Here is a 17,044-nt window from a genome sequence, read left to right on the forward strand (position 1 = left end):
TTATCTCCGGGTCTTGCCGTCGGAACTGGCAATCGCGCCATACATTTCCGGGCGGCGATCGCGGAACAGTCCCCAGGATGCACGCTGCGCGGCAATAGCGTCTAAATCAAACTCATGAACCAGAACGGCTTCATCCGTTTTGCCGGCCTGCGCCACCAGTTCACCCGTTTGATCGGCAATAAAGGAAGAACCGTAGAAGGTCATTTCCAAACCGTCGATAAACTTGCTGCATTCAGTGCCAATGCGGTTGGAGGTAATCACCGGAACCAGGTTCGCTGCCGCATGACCTTGCTGAACACGCGTCCAGTGCGGCTGGCTGTCGATCTCTGGGTAAGCCGGTTCTGAACCAATGGCGGTTGGGTAGAAAATCAATTCCGCCCCTTGCAAAGCCAGGCTGCGCGCGGTTTCCGGGAACCATTGATCCCAGCAGATGCCGACGCCGATTTTCGCGTAACGGGTTTGCCAGACTTTAAAGCCGGTATCGCCTGGAATAAAGAATTGCTTTTCCTGATAGGCCGGGCCGTTCGGAATATGGGTTTTGCGATACACATCGAGCACGGCGCCATCCGCGTCAATCACCACCAGTGAATTGTAATAAGCGTTGTTGGCTCGCTCAAAAAAGCTCAGCGGCAACACCACTTCCAGCTCAGCCGCCAACGCAGAGAAGTGTTGTATCAGCGGGCTGGTCTCCCGTTCCTGTGCCAACGCATAGTGCTCGGGACTTTGATCGATACAGAAATAAGGCGCGGCAAACAGCTCCTGAATCAGAATAATCTGCGCCCCTTTTGCATGCGCTTGCCGCACCAGTTTTTCGGCATTCTCAATGTTGCTGGGCAGGTCCCAGGAACATGCCATTTGTGTTGCGGCGACGGTCACTTTTTTCATGCGAAAACCTCAGTAATATCTTCTATATATGCCAACGACGAACAACACGGTCTACGTTTGCTCCGCGGGGGTTACCACAACGAGTTTAGGCCAACAAACCGACCAATGCCTGACTTGATCATGCCTGAATCCGGCATTCACCGAAAATAGGCGAGACTATTATGCCAGTTAATAGCGATAATTCACTATGAGGGATAAAAGGTTCAGTAAACACAGCGTTATAGAGGCATGGTCTTGAAGAAGAGATTCGGCGTTTTAGCGCCATCTTAATGAATCTTCAACTCAATGATCATCAATTGATCACGATCACCGCGTCCCAATATGTCGGATGGATAGGACAGTATCTTTCCTATCTGATTCATAAAGGAGGTGAAGTTTGCTTTACTCTGAAAACTGAACATACCATTTTCAGGATCATAAAACGCATGCTGATTGTGACCGTCGCTGTATATCGCCATGACATGACTGTCAGTTTGAATCGACAAAAGTTGCTCTCGTCCTTCATGCAACACCTCTCTTACCAGGCCATCACCCAACGCCTCTCGGCGATTGAGCAACACAAACGGCGTTTCCCCTCTTACCGGAACCACGGACATTCTCGCCAGATTAGCAATACGTTGCGACACATCATAGCGGCGAACGACCGCAGAGGCGCCGTCAAAACGCCTGTCCAGATATTGACCGTCATAGCGTGCGCTGCTTTGAAACGTGTCCTGCACAACATAAACTTTCTCAAACCCGGTTTTCGCTCTGGCTTTGGATGTGACCTCGTCGTTATCCGCATCGTACCCCAGTAAATTACCCATCACCTTACTGTCATCCAGACCGCTGTGACGCCCCAGCAACCAGAGATTCGTCAGACCCAGGCACACGCCGTCTTCCACGCTTTCTACCTTTTCACGCATCTCGGGCATTTGGGCTTTTATCGTCTGAAGGTAGTCACGCTGTTCCATGTTGATGGTTTGCCCCGAATGCTGGTTACAGGCTAGCTCAAGATTCGATTCATAACGCCTTGACGTCCTGCCTGACATATTCATATCCCTGCTTTCCCCGCTTGATAAAAGATGACTCCTATCAGGCATCGAAATGGCAAACGGCATGGACGGCAGTTTGTTCATCAACCCTTGCAACGAAAAACTGGCATGTCCTTCTTTTTGGGTCAATGGCGTAAACGCCGCCTGCTCTTGCATGACACCCGACCGGGGCGCGCCCGACAGTTCGCTTTTTGCTTGTGACTGTGACGTGGTTATTTCAGGTAAAACCGCTTGATGAATATGCATAGCAACGATCTCGTGGAGCTAAATGAACACATGGCGATACTGGCGGAGCAGGCGTCTTAACGGGAAAAGGGAGACTGAAACAAGTGCGCCCGATACCGGTCAAGACCGGATGACGGCAACGTTTTGACGTCGGGCGACGCCTTGCGAGCGGCCGCAACCGAAGCAAATTCTTCTCGTATACGCAGACCGAGGCTCACCACATTTTCTATCCATGCGCTCAACGCCCGCTCATTAAAAGACAAAACATTCTGATGTGCCGTCAACATCAGATTGCGCTGTTGTGTTTCCAGACCGATTGCCGCACCGCACATCAAACCAGGCTCAAGATTTAACATCATACCTAACGCAAGCAGATCGCTATCCCGTTCAAAATCCAACGTATAGATCGGCATAAAAACAAACAGGGTTTCCCGTGAGTCAGGCAACCTTAAAAAAAGCGTTTGCCCGTTGAATAGAACCTGAACGTCCGCTTCAATATCGGGCGTGCCGTCTACGCCCGCCTGTCTCTCAACCCAGCGTAACAATAGTGCCTTGGCATAGTTCGGCTCTGACATGCCCCCTCCTGAACAATATAAAACGTACCTGAAAAACCTGTTGTTGCGGCATATGGACGGTAAACACTTAATAGTGTGTGTCCGAAAAAACGCACGCGTTCCCAGCCCAGCGCCGCTAAAAACAAAACCCCCGAAAACCGGGGGTCAGTCAATCATCTAATCCCGCTTTCATGGCAGGATTTACGACGCCATGGGGGGTCAGAATAATTTTTTCGCCGTTTCCAGCCAGTCGCCTTTAAAGGGGCGTTTCATGTTCTCAATAGCATCAATAATATCGTGATGAACCAGTTTTTCGTTCTGGATACCGACGCAACGGCCGCCATAGCCTTGCAACAGCAGTTCGATGGAGTACGCGCCCATACGGGAAGCCAAAATACGGTCATAAGCCACTGGAGAACCGCCGCGCTGAATGTGACCCAGTACCGTGGCGCGCGTGTCGCGCCCTGTCTCTTTCTGGATATATTTCGCCAATTCGTCGATATCGCAAATGTGTTCGGTAATCGCCACGATCGCGTGTTTTTTACCCTTTTCGATACCGCCTTTGATTTCACTCACCAGATCTTCCGGGCTGAAAGGCACTTCCGGCAGCACGATGAATTCGCATCCACCCGCAATCGCCGCCGCCAGCGTCAAATCACCGCAGTGACGCCCCATGACTTCAACAATCGAAATACGCTGGTGGGATGTAGACGTATCACGCAGACGGTCAATAGCTTCCAGAACCGTTTCCAGCGCCGTAAAGTAACCAATGGTGTAGTCCGTTCCTGCTACATCGTTATCGATGGTGCCTGGCAGACCGATACAGGGGAACCCCATTTCCGTCAGGCGCTTAGCCCCCATATAGGAACCATCGCCGCCGATGACAACCAGCGCATCCAGCCCCTGGTTTTTCATATTTTGAATGGCGGCTTCACGCACCTTTTCATCACGGAACTCAGGGAAACGCGCCGAGCCCAGGAATGTCCCGCCGCGGTTGATCATGTCCGATACACTGTAGCGATCCAGTTCAATCATCCGATTCTCATACAAGCCCAGATAACCATCATAAATACCAAACACTTCCAGCCCTTCCGTCAGTGCGGCTCGCACCACACCACGAATTGCCGCATTCATTCCGGGTGCATCACCACCGCTCGTCAATACTCCGATTCTTTTAATCATGACAACCTCTGGACTTGTAGATGTAATTTCGCAGGATACTTATACCCAATAGATTACGAGATGACGGGTATAACGCAAATTAACCGCCGTTTGTTACACGACAGCGACCTCTTATCTTTTATGAGCATACTATAACAAATACCCGTAGCTGAATTGATTCAGGTCAGGCTAATAAGTGCCCAAACTTCCACTGCATATCACGTTTTAAACATAAACGGGAAAGACCCCATCGCCGTCAAGGGCTACGACATCTTCAGGTGTCCTTTCTGCGCTTCCGGCACCGCCGAAACCGGGTCCAGATGAATAATAATGTCGGAGCCTGGAAATTGCTTGAGCAACGCCTGCTCTATGTCGTCGGCAATTTGATGAGATTGCACCAGCGGCAGAGCGTCGTCCATCTCCAGGTGCAATTGAATAAAGCGGGTCTGACCGGAGCGCCGGGTTCGTAAATCGTGTGCACCGCGAATACCCGGCCAGTTGGAGACAATCCTGACAATCATGTTACGTTCTGCATCCGGCAAGGCGTGATCCAACAGCGTCTGTACGGCCTCATAACCCATACGTAGTGCGCTGTATAAAATATAGACGCCGATACCCAGCGCGAATAACGCATCGGCGCGGGTGATGCCTTTCCAGCTCAATGCCAACGCAACCAGAATCGCACCGTTCATCAACAGGTCAGACTGATAGTGCAGCATATCCGCACGCACCGCCTGACTATGAGTACGCTTAACCACCCACCGCTGGAAAGACACCAGCAGCAACGTTGACAGCAACGCAATCACCGTTACCCACATCCCCACTTCCGGGGCACGCAGCGTCTGAGGATCTATTATATGCCGCAAGCCGGTGAGTATCAGAAACAGCGCAGAACCGGAAATAAACATACTCTGCGCCAGCGCCGCCAGTGATTCGGCCTTGCCGTGACCAAATGCGTGTTCAAAATCCGCTGGCTGAAGCGAGTAGCGAACCGCCAGCAGGTTGATCAGCGAAGCGGCAATATCAACCAAAGAATCCACCAGTGAGGCCAGCAGGCTTACCGATCCTGTGTACCACCACGCAAAAACTTTCATGGTAAACAAAAGCAGCGCAACAGCCGTGGCGCCAAGCGCTGCCGTCGTCACCAGACGCGCATACTGTGAATTCATAAGGTTCTCTTCAGTTTATCACCGTATTGTTTAACACACGGGCATAGCGATTAAACGTGAAAATACACCATCCCAGCGCAACCACGCTCAGGGCTGCGCCAATGAAACCGACCTCCGTCAGATTCATATGGATAATCACCTGATTGCCCAGCAGTGCGCCAGCGCCAATGCCGATATTATAGATGCCGGAATAGAGCGACATGGCAACGTCTGTCGCATCCGGCGCCAGCGTCAACACTTTGACCTGCATCCCCAGACTCAGCGCCATAATAGCTATCCCCCACACCACGCAAAGCAGCGAGACGCTCCATCCGCTGAACGACAAGGGTAGCAGCAACATTAGACACAGCGTCAAAGACGCAATCGACGTGATCAGGAACCCGGAAGGATATCGGCTGCTATAGCGGCTAAAGATGATGCTACCAATAATTCCGGCGCCGCCAAACACCAGCAGCAGCATGGTGATGAAGTTTTCACTCAGTAACGCCACTTTTTGGATGAAAGGTTCAATATAGCTGTAAGCAGTGAAATGCGCGGTAATCGTCACCACCGTCAAACCAAAAATACAGAGTAACGCAGGACGTTTAAACATTACCGGCAAGCTTTTTAACGAACCAGAATGCGTGCTGGGAAGCACGGGCAACAGCTTCATCATGACCAGCATAACCGCAGCAGCCACCACGCCAATAATTAAGAACGTACTGCGCCAGCCCAGATATTGACCAACCACGCGTCCCAGCGGCAACCCCAGTACCATCGCCAACGCCGTGCCGGTCGCCAGCAGGCTCAAAGCCTGCGCTTTTTTATCCGCAGGCGCCAGACGCACCGCCAATGACGCGGTTATCGACCAGAAAACCGCGTGAGACAACGCCACGCCAATACGGGCGATCACCAATACCCAGAAATTCCACGCGATGCCGGATAGCAGGTTACTGACAGCAAACAAGATAAAAATTTTAATCAGCAAACCACGCCGCTCCATGTCACTGGACAGCAACATGCAGGGTAACGACGCCACCCCGACAATCCAGGCATAGATAGTGATAATCAACCCTACCTGCGCCGCGCTCATCGAAAAGCTGACGGCGATATCTGAAAGTAACGCGACCGGAACAAACTCGGCGGTATTAAAAATGAATGCCGCGAGAGAGAGGCTGACAACTCTCAACCAGGCGGCCGATCGGGGAGAACGGGTCATGATATAGGTATCAAAAGTTAAAGAAAGAATATGCCGCCTTGTTCTGGCAGAGCCTGGCACGGTGGAGCAATGGCACAGAGAAAGTATGATATCGCCGTGTAAAACCGGCGGTCAACGGTGTTCAGCGTGCTTTTATGAGGGATCAAAAAGCCTGAAAACAGCTTGGGGAACACTCATGAGCATTATTTTTCGTTGATATTCTACTCCTTACTTGTCCCTCGCACTGTCTTTTTTCGTGCCGTTCTGTGCTAGGAGTCCACCCCCGCGGATCGTTTTTTGACGCTGACGCCCGCATCGTAAAAAAACCAGCCGTCACAGGCTGGCTTCTCGAGAAATAGCATCAGCACACAGTAGACGGGGACTAAATCAAACTACCCAGTAAACCAAGGCCCAGTACGCAGGAACAGCCCCCGATCAGACGCGGCCACCATATCGTCGATTTTGAAGCGATCAGCAGATATCCCATACCCAGCCCCAATAGGTGCAGCAGTGCGGTTGCAATTACCATCCCTGATAATACCGCCGCCGAAGGGGAGAGCTCGGCGCCATGAGCCAGGCCATGAAATATCGCAAAGGCGCCGATACTCAGTGCGCCCGCGGCAGACCGCAGCTTCAACTGCATCGCCACCATCAGACCGACACCCAGTAACGATGCCGCAACGATATGCTCCGCGGCAAGAATAGCAACTCCCGCCATACCGATCAGCGCCCCGACTAACAACAGGGACGTAAACAACACCGGAGCCACCCACCACTTGCGAGTATTCATCGCACTCCATACCCCGACCAGCGTCATCGCAAACAGGTGATCCAAGCCGGTGAGAGGATGGCTGAACCCTTCCGCAAAGCCAAGCACATGGTGCGTGCCGCCGTCATTTCCGGTGTGAGCGAACACCAGTATCGGAAACAAAGTCACTACCAATACCAACGCACGTTTGACATTTATGCTCATATTTTCCGCCAGAATAATGTTGTTGTAATGAGTTTTACATCCCTATTTAGCTCAAAATTCAGGCGCCTCATTATGATTTAAATTAATTTTTATGAAAATCAGGCAAGGGAAGAGAAAAAAATAACTTCACCACTTTAATCCGGCGCGGTTTCACTACCCTGCTCATGCAACATAACTTTCAGGAAGAGCATGGAGGATACATAGGGTGGAAAATACTGGGAAAGCCCCCCAAAAAAAAGCCCTCCATCATGGAGGGCAAAAGACAGGGATGGTGTAGAATTTATCCCCGTATCGATATGAAATAAAAGGATTTATTTCTTTCAATGTCCACACGTTGACCACATCGACAAAACGCCCGCAAAACCTGCGGGCTTTCTTTTTATAGGCAGTAAGATGATGACTCAACTTGATATCAACAAAACCAAACCTAACCCATAACAATAAATACAGAGATATTTGTAAGTAAATGTTATAAGTTTACCAAAGGAAAACATTAATAAATTTCTGATCTGTTGACCTTTACATTCAATGAGTATTTATCACACAAAGATTTAACAACGTTAAAGAACCAATTCGGCGCTGTTGGTGACACCCTAATCTCCTTGATTAAAGTGGAAAGGTTGATGTCAATATCTGTGCCAAAACTCATTCTTTCACCTCTAATATCTGTTGAAGGATTATATCCTAATATCCTGACTTCATTTTCGTAAGAATAAAAATGGGCTTTATGCATATATTGTGAAAGAATATGGTCATATGTGAAAGAATCATTCTGATGAGAGATATATGCGATTTTAGCAATTATTAATTTATAGTCGGATGACTCAACAATACTGTTTATCAGTCGCTCTAAGTCAGTAACTATACAAACTGCGCAATCATCACCACCGTATATTTTCCACATCGCCATGCTTTCATGCTCATTGGAATGCCAGCAACTAACATCAATCCATTCATTATATTTATTATAAATTACCTCATGACTCATTTCCTTATCAGGGATATCACCAAACACAGTATGATGCACTCTATTATCATATGCTAACGATGCATCTTCACGTAGTTTATCATTTTGTTCTTTTTCTTCTTCTGTCAACTTTCTTACTGTGGGCATCGAAAAACTCACTGCTATATCGTACAGCATAGCATCCCCACTCCTTAATAAATCTGATTCAAATGTTAGACATCCTTCTAATTTATCTTCAAAACAAGACGCCTTAGACAAGAAAATTTTATTTCTATCAATTAAGTCAATGAATTTGGGGAAACTCATATATCTTTGCAGTTCGGTAGAGCTATCTAAATCGCCGATAATTTCCATAACATTTTATTTTTTTTGTGATTACTCATAGCATTAATGTATACATCTTCAATTATTACACGTCAATCAACCTTATCACTTCATGTTGTGGCACCTAAATTATATAAGTGAAGATGGATGCCCCATTTCGTTGGGGTGATAATCTACAGGTTTAAATTAAGCTGATCACGGCCATAGTGTGATGAGGGAAATGCGTCTTTCGGTACAAAGTCCGGTGGCACATCCTCGCATTTGGTGCGGGCTGTAACCAGGCGTTCAACGCTGTTAAGCGTCGTAAATGTGATGCTACATTCCAGATTTTGACATTGATGATACTGACGCACGGTCATTTCACTTAGCTGGCGGCTGGTACGTGTGCGGGCGACTGCGCCGCAGTGAGGGCAAATAAACATGATTGAATCCCCGGCGGGGTTTGACTCAATTCCATTCTAGTCACTTTCTGCTATCCAGTCAGCAATCTTTGCCTCCAGTTCCAGACGGGAAGTAAAACCGCTCCCATCAATGACATGTTCTATACGTGATATTATCCATTCCTGATTATCAATGTCTGATTTAAATCCTCTGACTGAAACCGGCACTTCCGGGTAAAGGTCAGCACGGCCACGCGCTAGGGTGATCGAGAATTGCGCCGCGCCGCGTTGGAGTTGTTGCCATTTCGCTGCCGCAGCACGATTCGCCGCCGTTTCATTCTGATAGGTTTTGCGCAGCACGTAGACATTCCCGTCTTCACCTTCCATATAATCACCTTCGCGGCTGCTGCTTTTTTCCTGTTTCTTTTTTGCTGTCCGTTTTTTTACGCTGACCTTTTTCTTTTTCCCGAAGTTCAGATCCAGCCAGTAAGCGCGCACGCCGGTATAGGCATCACGATCTGCAATGCGGAAACTGTGCCGGTCGCCGCTGGAACGGGTGATTTCAGCCGCTGGTAAGGGCTTACCGGATGCACTGACGCCGCCGCCGGGCAGGATAAACAACAAACATCCGTTTTTAATCGTGGCGATAGCGCCCAGCATTTCCGCCATGCGGGTTAAAAACGACATATCGCTTTCTTGGGTTTGATCTGCATGGTCAATTTCCAGATCCATCAGTTGCGCACTGATTAAGGGCTTTAGGCTGTATCGATGGGCGATTGCCGATACTACACGCTCAACCGTTACGTCATGCCAAGACACTTCGCGCTTGACGTTAAATTCGTCACGAAAGTCGGCGCTTCGGGCGGTGATCTCGATGGCGTCCGGTGGCCCTGTGTGTGCGACCTCATCAACAACAAAAATGCCTTTGTGAACCAGCGCTTCACCCTTCCATCCCAGCGACACGGATAATTCGGCGCCACGCGGCGGCAGGTCAATGCGTCCGTCCGCATCATCAACGGAAATTGTTAACTGGTCGGCATCAAAGCCCCGGTTATCTGTCATTGAAAGCGAAATCAGTCGTTCATCAAGCAACAGCAGCGTTTCCCCGCCCATTGTGATGTTAAAGCCTGGAACCTTAACGGCTTCCGTCAGTGCGTTATCAAGATCTGAAAGCCCCGATTTCAGCGTTTGCTGAATATCCGTCAAATTACTGAATGCCATTTTTAACCCCCGGCGCTGATAGTTTCATGCGTGCGCGAAACGACAAACAGCCGTTTGTTGTCGCCGATCTGTAACAACCCTAAGCGCGTGTCTGGCCTGTTGTTTTCGGCGAATATCACGGTGAACTCACTGACGAGGCGGCAAGAAATGACCGACAATTTTTTCCACGGCGTTCGCGTCCGGGAAAACACCGATCTGGTAACAGCCATCAATGACATTGACTCGACAGTCATTGGTATCGTGGCGGTTGCGAACGATGCAGACCCGGATACGTTTCCGTTAAATACTCCCGTACTTATCACCCGCGTTAACAATGTGTTGGGTAAGGCCGGCATGACCGGATCGCTTTATAAAAGCCTGAGAGCGATTTCTGACCAGTGCAGCCCTAAAGTTATTGTGGTGCGAGTGGCTCAGGCTGTTGAAGGGGAAGACAATCCGACGCAATCACAGCTTGTGATTGGCGGCACTGCTGCTGATGGTAGCTATACCGGCATATATGCGTTTTTAACGGCAGAACAGAAAACCGGCTATCGCCCGCGTATTCTGGCCGTTCCCGACCACGACACGATCGAGGTTGCTACACAACTTTGCGTTATCGCGCAGAAACTGCGGGCATTCGTTTACGCGCACTGTCACGGCTGCGAAACCATTGCGGAAGCGAAGGCATACCGCACCACACTGAACTATCGCGAAGTGATGACAATCTGGCCCAACTTCATCGCGTACAACCCGTTGACCGGGCAAAACGAAGAATTCCCGGCCACGGCCTATGCCTGCGGTCTGCGGGCGCTGATCGATAACACCCAGGGTTGGCACAAATCCTTGTCCAACGTTGCTGTTAACAATGTGCTGGGGATTGCAAAAGATGTGTTCTGGGCGTTGCAGGCGGAAGACAGCGACGCCAACGAACTCAACGCTAACGAGATCACCACGCTGATTAAACGCGACGGGTTCCGATTCTGGGGCAACCGTACCACTGATCCCGATAAAGAATACATCTTTGAGGTGTACACCCGCACCGCGCAGATCCTGGCTGACAGTATCGCAGAGGCGCAATTTACCACTGTCGATAAACCCATGACGCCAGGCAACGTCAAGGACGTGGTCAGCGGCATTGACGCCAAATTACAGGCGCTGGTGACCGCCGGGAAACTGATCGGCGCGGCCTGCTGGTTCGATATCGAGGACAACCCGACGACCGGGTTACGGCAAGGCAAGTGTATTGTGCGTTACAACTATACGCCCGTGCCGCCGCTGGAAGATCTGAGTCTCTACCAGACGTTCACCGATCAGTATTTTGAAACAGCTTTTTCTTCATTAGGGGGCGCGTAAATGTCCGTACCTAAAAAGCTCCGCCTGTTTACGTGCTACGTGGACGGCGACAACCATATCGGGAAGATCCCCAGCGTAACGCTACCTAAAATCACCCGCAAAACGGAAGATTTTCAAGGCGGCGGAATGATTGGCGCCGTTGCTGTTGATCTCGGCCTGGACTCCGGCGCGCTCGATGCGTCAATGCAGGTCGGCGGCTTTGAGGAACAACTGATCCTGAAATATGGCGGCGACATTGACGAACTGAAATTGCGCTTTGTCGGTGAGTTTTACACCGGCGGCACCAGTTCCATCGTTGAAGTTGAGATGCGCGGACGGATCACGGAAATCGACCCCGGCGAATCAAAACAGGGTGATGACACCAATCACACTTACGCCATCAAAAACACGTATTACAAACTGTCTATTGATGATCAGCCATTGCTTGAATTTGATTTACTCAATTTCATTTACAAGCGAAACGGTCAAAACCTGTACCCCGACCGCGTTCGCTCCGCGCTGGGGCTGGGCGGTTAACCAATAACACTATCACCATGCTGTCGGGCCGCGGCATAGCGATACCGGCAAACATAGTTATGACTGACTATTCCGGCCAACTCTCAATATTTAAACGGTGGCACTCGCCGCCCGGAGATAAAAAACATGACTGTAAGCAAAATCACGCTTTCGGTGCCCATCAAGCGCAAGGGCAGCGAAATCACGCAGATTGAAATCACCCCGGCAATTAAGCAGGCCGGATCGCTGCGCGGGTTGCGGCTGGGTGACGTCATTAACCTGGACTTTGACGCCGTGTCAACGCTGCTAACCCGCGTCACTGCGCCAGCGCTTACCCTGCCCGAAATCGCCAGCCTGCCGACTTCCGATTTTGTTCGACTGAATGAGGTGTTAGTTCCTTTTTTAGCTCCGCAGGCGCCTGCCGAACAGAGCGAGGCGGAGACGGAGGATCAGTAACCGTCCTGCTGTTTGACCGCGTGGAGGATCTGATAGCAGATATCGCCACAATTTTTCATTGGCCGCCCTCGGAAATGTACGGCATGGAGCTTTGCGAGCTGATAGCCTGGCGTGAGCGGGCGGCTATCAGAAGTGGAGCCAATAAGGATGAAGAGCCTTGATATCCGTGTCGCATTCAGCGCCATCGATAAATTTACCCGCCCAGTCAATGCCGCCCGCAACAGCACGGGCGGTCTTTCTGAATCCATCAAAAAAACGCAGGCCGCGATCAAAAGCCTGGAATCCCAAAGCACCTCTTTTCAGAAGCTGCGCAACAGCACCAACGACACCGCACAAAAACTGAACCGGGCGCAGCGCGAAGCAGCAGGGCTGAGCCAGCGGCTGAATGAAACCGGCACATTGTCAGAGGCGCAGCGGGCCAAACTCGATGGTCTGAGAACAAAGATCACCAAGCTGACCACTGCCTACAGCGCACAGACCGCCAAACTCCGGGAAGGTGTGCAGGCATTGCGCCAGCACGGGATCACGCTGACCAGCGGCAGCGGGGCGATACAAAGCGCTATCCGACGCACAGAACAATACAGCCAATCACTTGAACGAGAGCGGCGCCAGCTTGCCGCTGTCACTCAGGCGCGCGCCCGTTATGACAAGATGCAGCAGACCGCAGGCAATTTACGTAGTTCAGGCACCGGAGTCGCATTGGGCGCGGCTGGCGCGGGGTATGCCGGAGGGCGCTTTCTGGCACCTGCCGTGGGTTTTGATGAGGAAATGTCACGCGTTCAGGCGCTAACCCGGCTGGATAAAGGCGATCAGCAAATGGGCGCATTGCGCGCTCAGGCGAAGAAACTTGGCGCTGAGACAGCATTTAGCACGCGCGACGCCGCCAGCGGCCAGGCTTTTTTAGCAATGGCGGGTTTTACGCCGCAATCTATTCAAGACGCCTTACCAGGCGTTCTTAATATGGCGCTGGCTGGCGGTATGGATCTGGGCGAATCCGCTGATATTGGTTCTAACGTCCTCTCTCAGTTTGCGCTGGATGCCAGTCAAATGGATCGCGTCAGTGACACCCTGACCGCCGCATTCACCCGCACCAACACTGATTTACGCAACCTGGGCGATACGATGAAGTATGCCGGGCCTGTTGCATCCAAGCTAGGTATCAGCCTTGAAGATGCGGCGGCAATGGCCGGTATGCTGGCTAATAATGGCATTCGGGGCAGCGATGCAGGTACAGCAATGCGCGCCAGTCTTTCCCGTTTGGCATCACCCCCCAAAGCAGCCGCTAACGCGTTGAAAGAGCTTGGCGTATCTGTCGCTGACGCTCAGGGCAAAATGCGCCCAATGCAGGATGTATTGGGTGATTTGTATAAAGCCACAAAAAAATACGGAGACGTCGATCAGGTATCGTTCTTTAAAGATATTGCGGGAGAAGAGGCATTTGTAGGCCTGCAAACGTTAGTCCAAGCGGCGGGCAGTGGCGCATTAGGAAAACTTGCCAGCGAAATGAAAAACGCCAGCGGTGAAGCAGCAGCCGCTGCTAAAACAATGGCCGACAATCTTAGCGGTGATCTGAAAGAACTGGATAGCGCATGGGAAGGGTTTCGCATACAGATTGAAGAGACTATCGACGGCCCATTGCGCCTACTCACACAAAGCCTCAGTAGCGTCATCAATAGCATGATGGAATGGGCTAAAGAAAACCCCGAACTTACGCAGACATTACTACTTGTTGGCGGCGGCGCCCTGGCTCTTACTGCCGCAATTGGCGTGACCTCCCTTGCTATAGGGATACTGATGGGGCCATTGGCTAAACTGCAACTTGGTTTCACTCTGTTGACTGGCGGGCGAGGCATCGGCGGCACGATCGCCATGTTCCGCACGCTCGGCGGCGTGGCGGGCAGTTCTATGGCGCGGATCGGCGGCTGGTCGCAGGTGATGAAGTCGCTGGCCGCAGGATTTGGCCGTCTGCCGGGATTGCTCATGCCGTTGCGCGGAATGTTGCTTGCTGTATTTACCTCGCCGTTATCGTCGCTCGTCTCCCTGGCGAAAGGCATTGGTCTGTTACTGCTAAGACTCACCGGCCTGCCTGCATTATGGGGGCTGATTAGTGGCGCGGTATCTGTTCTGGGTGGGGCATTATCATTGCTACTTAGCCCCATTGGTCTGATTGGCGCGGCCTTTGTTGCGGCTGGCTTGCTTATCTGGCGATTCTGGGAACCGATTAAGGCATTTTTCAGCGGGTTCTTTTCCGGGGTGATGCAGGCGCTGCAACCACTCCGCGACACTTTCGCTTCTCTATCACCTGTTTTTGATGCCATCGGCGCAGCCGTTTCCCGCGTCTGGGATTGGTTTAAGCAACTCTTTACCCCGATAGAGTCTTCCCGCGAATCACTGGAAAAATGCACCAGCGCCGGGGAAACTTTCGGGCGCGTGCTGGGTACGGCGCTTAATGTGCTTCTCTGGCCGCTGCAAAAACTGATGGAGGGTATCGGCTGGGTACTGGAAAAACTCGATCTTATCCCTTCCGGGCTGGAAGCTGCGCGCCTTAAAGCTGAAAGCCTCAAGAAAGATCCCGTCATGTGGGAATGGGACGAAAAACAAGGGAAGATGGTTAAAAAGAGATGGGATTGGTCGCCCAAAGGTGCCAGCAGCAATCCTCCTGTGATTACAACCCCGCCGCAGCCATTGACAGGGGAAACAGGCACCCAGCGGAGACTACAGAAAATCTCTGACAATACCAGCGGATTACTGGATGAAACCAAAAAACAGATAGGGCCGGGGGATATCGTTTTTAAAAACCTTCCCCGCGCTTTTGCCGTGCAAGGCGCCTGGCAGGAAACACGTGTCGCTGCGCAGAAAGTCCCGCGCGTTATTTCTCAGCAGATGCAGGACATTACTACGCAACCTATCCGGCAGGCCCAAACCGCGCCTGTGTCTGCATCACCCAGCGCGGCGCCATCGTTCAGCCTGGTATTTAACGATGTTGGCAAACAAGATCCGCGCGAACTGGCACAGCTTGTTGAACAGAAAATAAGGCAAATCCTCAACGAAAGAGAACGCAATCAGCGCGGTTCATTCCGTGATGCGGATTAAGGAGAAAATATTATGATGATGGTATTCGGTATGTTTGTTTTTGCCCTCAAAACCGTACCTTATCAGCAATTGCAGCAGTCCCAGCAGTGGCGCCATGTCAAGAATGATCGCATTAACCGATCGGCAAGTTGGCAATATATCGGCTCCGGGGAATCTCAGATCACGCTGAGCGGCGTTCTCTACCCGGAAATCACCGGTGGTAATCTTTCGCTCTCCGCGCTAACGACGATGGGATATATGGGGCGTCCCTGGCCGCTGATTGAAGGGAGCGGAAAGATCTACGGGATGTATGTTTTAACCGGCTTGCAGCGTACCGGGGCGGAGTTTGACCGGTACGGCAATGCGAAAAAAATAGAGTTTTCCATCAGCCTGCAACGGGTTGACGAAGATTATCGCGAACGGCTGCAATCACAGTCATTCAGCGACATGCTGACCAATATCCGCAGCAGCGCAACGGAAGCATATAATGCGGTTAATGCTTCGGCCGGTGGGCTGCTTTCCTGACTACCAGCTGACACAGTCATAACTGGCTGTGTCAGCTGGTAACATAGACATCAATATCTATGCTTCAGTAAAAACCTAAACAATTCCCGTCTATGCTAATTAACTAATAAGAAATAACCATATCTGAGCAAACCGCACGTATAGCTTCTTTTAGCAGTGCTTCTTCGGAGTCGTCTTTATTTTCAGGTTTTGTTATGAGCACAGGGAAACTAAAAACTCGCTCTCTCATATTATTATCGGCGTATATCGCTATATATCCTTGTATCTCCGTACCGCAATCTATTTGTTCATCAACGAGGCCAACGGCATTTTCATAGCCTATATATAAATCAGGGTTTTCATCTACAGCCTGATAGCTTTTGAATGGGCCAATAATATTCATCACAGTATCCTTTGAAAATTAAACATGACCGACATAGACGCCTGCGATCCCTGCACCGCATAAAGCGTTAAGTTTGTGACGGACAAAGTTACGCCCGTCACCGTGTTGTCAACCAACGTCACTTCCGATGCAGACACATAAATCAGACATTCCCCGCTCACGCCATTCAATGCCCCAGAAACCGTAACCCGCCAGACCTCTTTTGTCGCCGTTACTGTGCCGTCACCAATTTTTGAAAATGTGCGAACACCCGTGGTAGCAGATTGTAATAACGTTAAAAAGACTTCGGTTCCATATATACGATAGCTGCGCATATATAAATGACGGTAGGGTGCAATATATTTATCGTTAATATCTAATACATAATTATCTTTATAGGCATCACGTAAGGAAAGAATTGAACTGGAATGCACCCATTGTGCGCCGTTTATTCCGTTTGTTTTGGCGTCGTTACTATTAGCAAAATGGTAAACGCTGCTATGGAGAAGCCCCCCAACGATACCGCCGCAATAGGATGCATATATCGTACATTTACCAAACGCACTGCCGGTAAAATCGTGAATAATATCAGGATACCATTCCGCAGAATCCGGCGTTTTTACCGAATTAACAGCAGAAGCCCAACTGCTGTCTGAGTTTGTGATCTCATCATCAGAAGAAAAATAACTCCCATCGTTAGATACGTCATGGCCCTCTGCGATCAACAGTTTAT

General features: G+C 50.6%; 17 protein-coding genes. 6 read left to right on the plus strand and 11 right to left on the minus strand.

Annotation, left to right across the window (positions count from 1 at the left end; translation table 11 throughout):
- From aguB to EH207_RS16765, 10 genes are all read right to left on the minus strand, one after another.
- Window positions 1-885 carry an N-carbamoylputrescine amidase gene (aguB, locus tag EH207_RS16720; protein ID WP_137714991.1) on the minus strand — a complete coding sequence of 295 codons (885 nt, stop codon included), beginning with the start codon at window positions 883-885 and terminating at the stop codon, window positions 1-3.
- Between the two features lie 266 nt (window positions 886-1,151).
- The gene (locus tag EH207_RS16725; protein ID WP_137714992.1) at window positions 1,152-2,165 is read right to left on the minus strand and encodes a YopT-type cysteine protease domain-containing protein; all 1,014 of its coding nucleotides are present in this window, start codon (window positions 2,163-2,165) and stop codon (window positions 1,152-1,154) included.
- 56 nt (window positions 2,166-2,221) lie between these two features.
- Window positions 2,222-2,719 (minus strand): CesT family type III secretion system chaperone, encoded by a 498-nt coding sequence (locus EH207_RS16730; RefSeq protein WP_137714993.1) that lies wholly within the window; start codon window positions 2,717-2,719, stop codon window positions 2,222-2,224.
- Between the two features lie 198 nt (window positions 2,720-2,917).
- A complete protein-coding gene (gene pfkA, locus EH207_RS16735) occupies window positions 2,918-3,880 on the minus strand; it encodes a 6-phosphofructokinase (protein ID WP_137714994.1) in 963 nt (320 codons plus the stop codon).
- 242 nt (window positions 3,881-4,122) lie between these two features.
- A complete protein-coding gene (gene fieF, locus EH207_RS16740; protein ID WP_137714995.1) occupies window positions 4,123-5,028 on the minus strand; it encodes a CDF family cation-efflux transporter FieF in 906 nt (301 codons plus the stop codon).
- A gap of 10 nt (window positions 5,029-5,038) precedes the next feature.
- Window positions 5,039-6,226, minus strand: a complete 1,188-nt coding sequence (locus EH207_RS16745; protein WP_137714996.1) for a sugar transporter — start codon at window positions 6,224-6,226, stop codon at window positions 5,039-5,041.
- A gap of 361 nt (window positions 6,227-6,587) precedes the next feature.
- Entirely contained in the window at window positions 6,588-7,178 is a 591-nt protein-coding gene (locus EH207_RS16750) for a HupE/UreJ family protein (RefSeq protein ID WP_137714997.1), read from the minus strand.
- Between the two features lie 493 nt (window positions 7,179-7,671).
- The gene (locus tag EH207_RS16755) at window positions 7,672-8,499 is read right to left on the minus strand and encodes a DUF2971 domain-containing protein (RefSeq protein WP_137714998.1); all 828 of its coding nucleotides are present in this window, start codon (window positions 8,497-8,499) and stop codon (window positions 7,672-7,674) included.
- Window positions 8,500-8,642: 143 nt separating this feature from the next.
- Window positions 8,643-8,891 carry an Ogr/Delta-like zinc finger protein gene (locus EH207_RS16760; RefSeq protein WP_137714999.1) on the minus strand — a complete coding sequence of 83 codons (249 nt, stop codon included), beginning with the start codon at window positions 8,889-8,891 and terminating at the stop codon, window positions 8,643-8,645.
- Window positions 8,892-8,927: 36 nt separating this feature from the next.
- Window positions 8,928-10,070: a phage late control D family protein gene (locus EH207_RS16765; RefSeq protein WP_137715000.1), complete on the minus strand. Its 1,143-nt coding sequence runs from the start codon at window positions 10,068-10,070 to the stop codon at window positions 8,928-8,930.
- Between the two features lie 147 nt (window positions 10,071-10,217).
- Between EH207_RS16765 and EH207_RS16770 the strand changes: the two genes are divergently transcribed.
- The 6 genes from EH207_RS16770 (at window position 10,218) to EH207_RS16795 (ending at window position 15,950) form a co-directional block, all read left to right on the plus strand.
- Window positions 10,218-11,402 carry a phage tail sheath subtilisin-like domain-containing protein gene (locus tag EH207_RS16770; protein ID WP_137715001.1) on the plus strand — a complete coding sequence of 395 codons (1,185 nt, stop codon included), beginning with the start codon at window positions 10,218-10,220 and terminating at the stop codon, window positions 11,400-11,402.
- Entirely contained in the window at window positions 11,403-11,918 is a 516-nt protein-coding gene (locus EH207_RS16775; protein ID WP_137715002.1) for a phage major tail tube protein, read from the plus strand.
- Between the two features lie 126 nt (window positions 11,919-12,044).
- Complete coding sequence (locus EH207_RS16780; protein WP_137715003.1) at window positions 12,045-12,353, plus strand: phage tail assembly protein; 309 nt, start codon at window positions 12,045-12,047, stop codon at window positions 12,351-12,353.
- An 83-nt stretch (window positions 12,354-12,436) separates the two neighbouring features.
- Window positions 12,437-12,514, plus strand: a complete 78-nt coding sequence (locus tag EH207_RS18465; protein WP_246048982.1) for a GpE family phage tail protein — start codon at window positions 12,437-12,439, stop codon at window positions 12,512-12,514.
- Window positions 12,501-15,446: a phage tail tape measure protein gene (locus EH207_RS16790; protein ID WP_137715005.1), complete on the plus strand. Its 2,946-nt coding sequence runs from the start codon at window positions 12,501-12,503 to the stop codon at window positions 15,444-15,446. The genes EH207_RS18465 and EH207_RS16790 overlap by 14 nt, the downstream gene beginning before the upstream one ends.
- Before the next feature lie 12 nt (window positions 15,447-15,458).
- Window positions 15,459-15,950, plus strand: a complete 492-nt coding sequence (locus tag EH207_RS16795) for a phage tail protein (protein WP_137715006.1) — start codon at window positions 15,459-15,461, stop codon at window positions 15,948-15,950.
- A 103-nt stretch (window positions 15,951-16,053) separates the two neighbouring features.
- On the opposite strand, the gene EH207_RS16800 is transcribed toward EH207_RS16795, so the two are convergent.
- The gene (locus EH207_RS16800) at window positions 16,054-16,332 is read right to left on the minus strand and encodes a hypothetical protein (protein WP_137715007.1); all 279 of its coding nucleotides are present in this window, start codon (window positions 16,330-16,332) and stop codon (window positions 16,054-16,056) included.
- Window positions 16,333-17,044: the final 712 nt, after the last annotated feature.

Origin of the sequence: Brenneria rubrifaciens (assembly GCF_005484945.1) — a bacterium.
Taxonomy (GTDB): domain Bacteria; phylum Pseudomonadota; class Gammaproteobacteria; order Enterobacterales; family Enterobacteriaceae; genus Brenneria; species Brenneria rubrifaciens.

Coding starts and splice junctions, on each gene's coding strand:
- aguB (WP_137714991.1), bottom strand. CDS start 885: ATGAAAAAAGTGACCGTCGCCGCAACACAAATGGCATGTTCCTGGGAC.
- EH207_RS16725 (WP_137714992.1), bottom strand. CDS start 2,165: ATGCATATTCATCAAGCGGTTTTACCTGAAATAACCACGTCACAGTCA.
- EH207_RS16730 (WP_137714993.1), bottom strand. CDS start 2,719: ATGTCAGAGCCGAACTATGCCAAGGCACTATTGTTACGCTGGGTTGAG.
- pfkA (WP_137714994.1), bottom strand. CDS start 3,880: ATGATTAAAAGAATCGGAGTATTGACGAGCGGTGGTGATGCACCCGGA.
- fieF (WP_137714995.1), bottom strand. CDS start 5,028: ATGAATTCACAGTATGCGCGTCTGGTGACGACGGCAGCGCTTGGCGCC.
- EH207_RS16745 (WP_137714996.1), bottom strand. CDS start 6,226: ATGACCCGTTCTCCCCGATCGGCCGCCTGGTTGAGAGTTGTCAGCCTC.
- EH207_RS16750 (WP_137714997.1), bottom strand. CDS start 7,178: ATGAGCATAAATGTCAAACGTGCGTTGGTATTGGTAGTGACTTTGTTT.
- EH207_RS16755 (WP_137714998.1), bottom strand. CDS start 8,499: ATGGAAATTATCGGCGATTTAGATAGCTCTACCGAACTGCAAAGATAT.
- EH207_RS16760 (WP_137714999.1), bottom strand. CDS start 8,891: ATGTTTATTTGCCCTCACTGCGGCGCAGTCGCCCGCACACGTACCAGC.
- EH207_RS16765 (WP_137715000.1), bottom strand. CDS start 10,070: ATGGCATTCAGTAATTTGACGGATATTCAGCAAACGCTGAAATCGGGG.
- EH207_RS16770 (WP_137715001.1), top strand. CDS start 10,218: ATGACCGACAATTTTTTCCACGGCGTTCGCGTCCGGGAAAACACCGAT.
- EH207_RS16775 (WP_137715002.1), top strand. CDS start 11,403: ATGTCCGTACCTAAAAAGCTCCGCCTGTTTACGTGCTACGTGGACGGC.
- EH207_RS16780 (WP_137715003.1), top strand. CDS start 12,045: ATGACTGTAAGCAAAATCACGCTTTCGGTGCCCATCAAGCGCAAGGGC.
- EH207_RS18465 (WP_246048982.1), top strand. CDS start 12,437: ATGGAGCTTTGCGAGCTGATAGCCTGGCGTGAGCGGGCGGCTATCAGA.
- EH207_RS16790 (WP_137715005.1), top strand. CDS start 12,501: ATGAAGAGCCTTGATATCCGTGTCGCATTCAGCGCCATCGATAAATTT.
- EH207_RS16795 (WP_137715006.1), top strand. CDS start 15,459: ATGATGATGGTATTCGGTATGTTTGTTTTTGCCCTCAAAACCGTACCT.
- EH207_RS16800 (WP_137715007.1), bottom strand. CDS start 16,332: ATGAATATTATTGGCCCATTCAAAAGCTATCAGGCTGTAGATGAAAAC.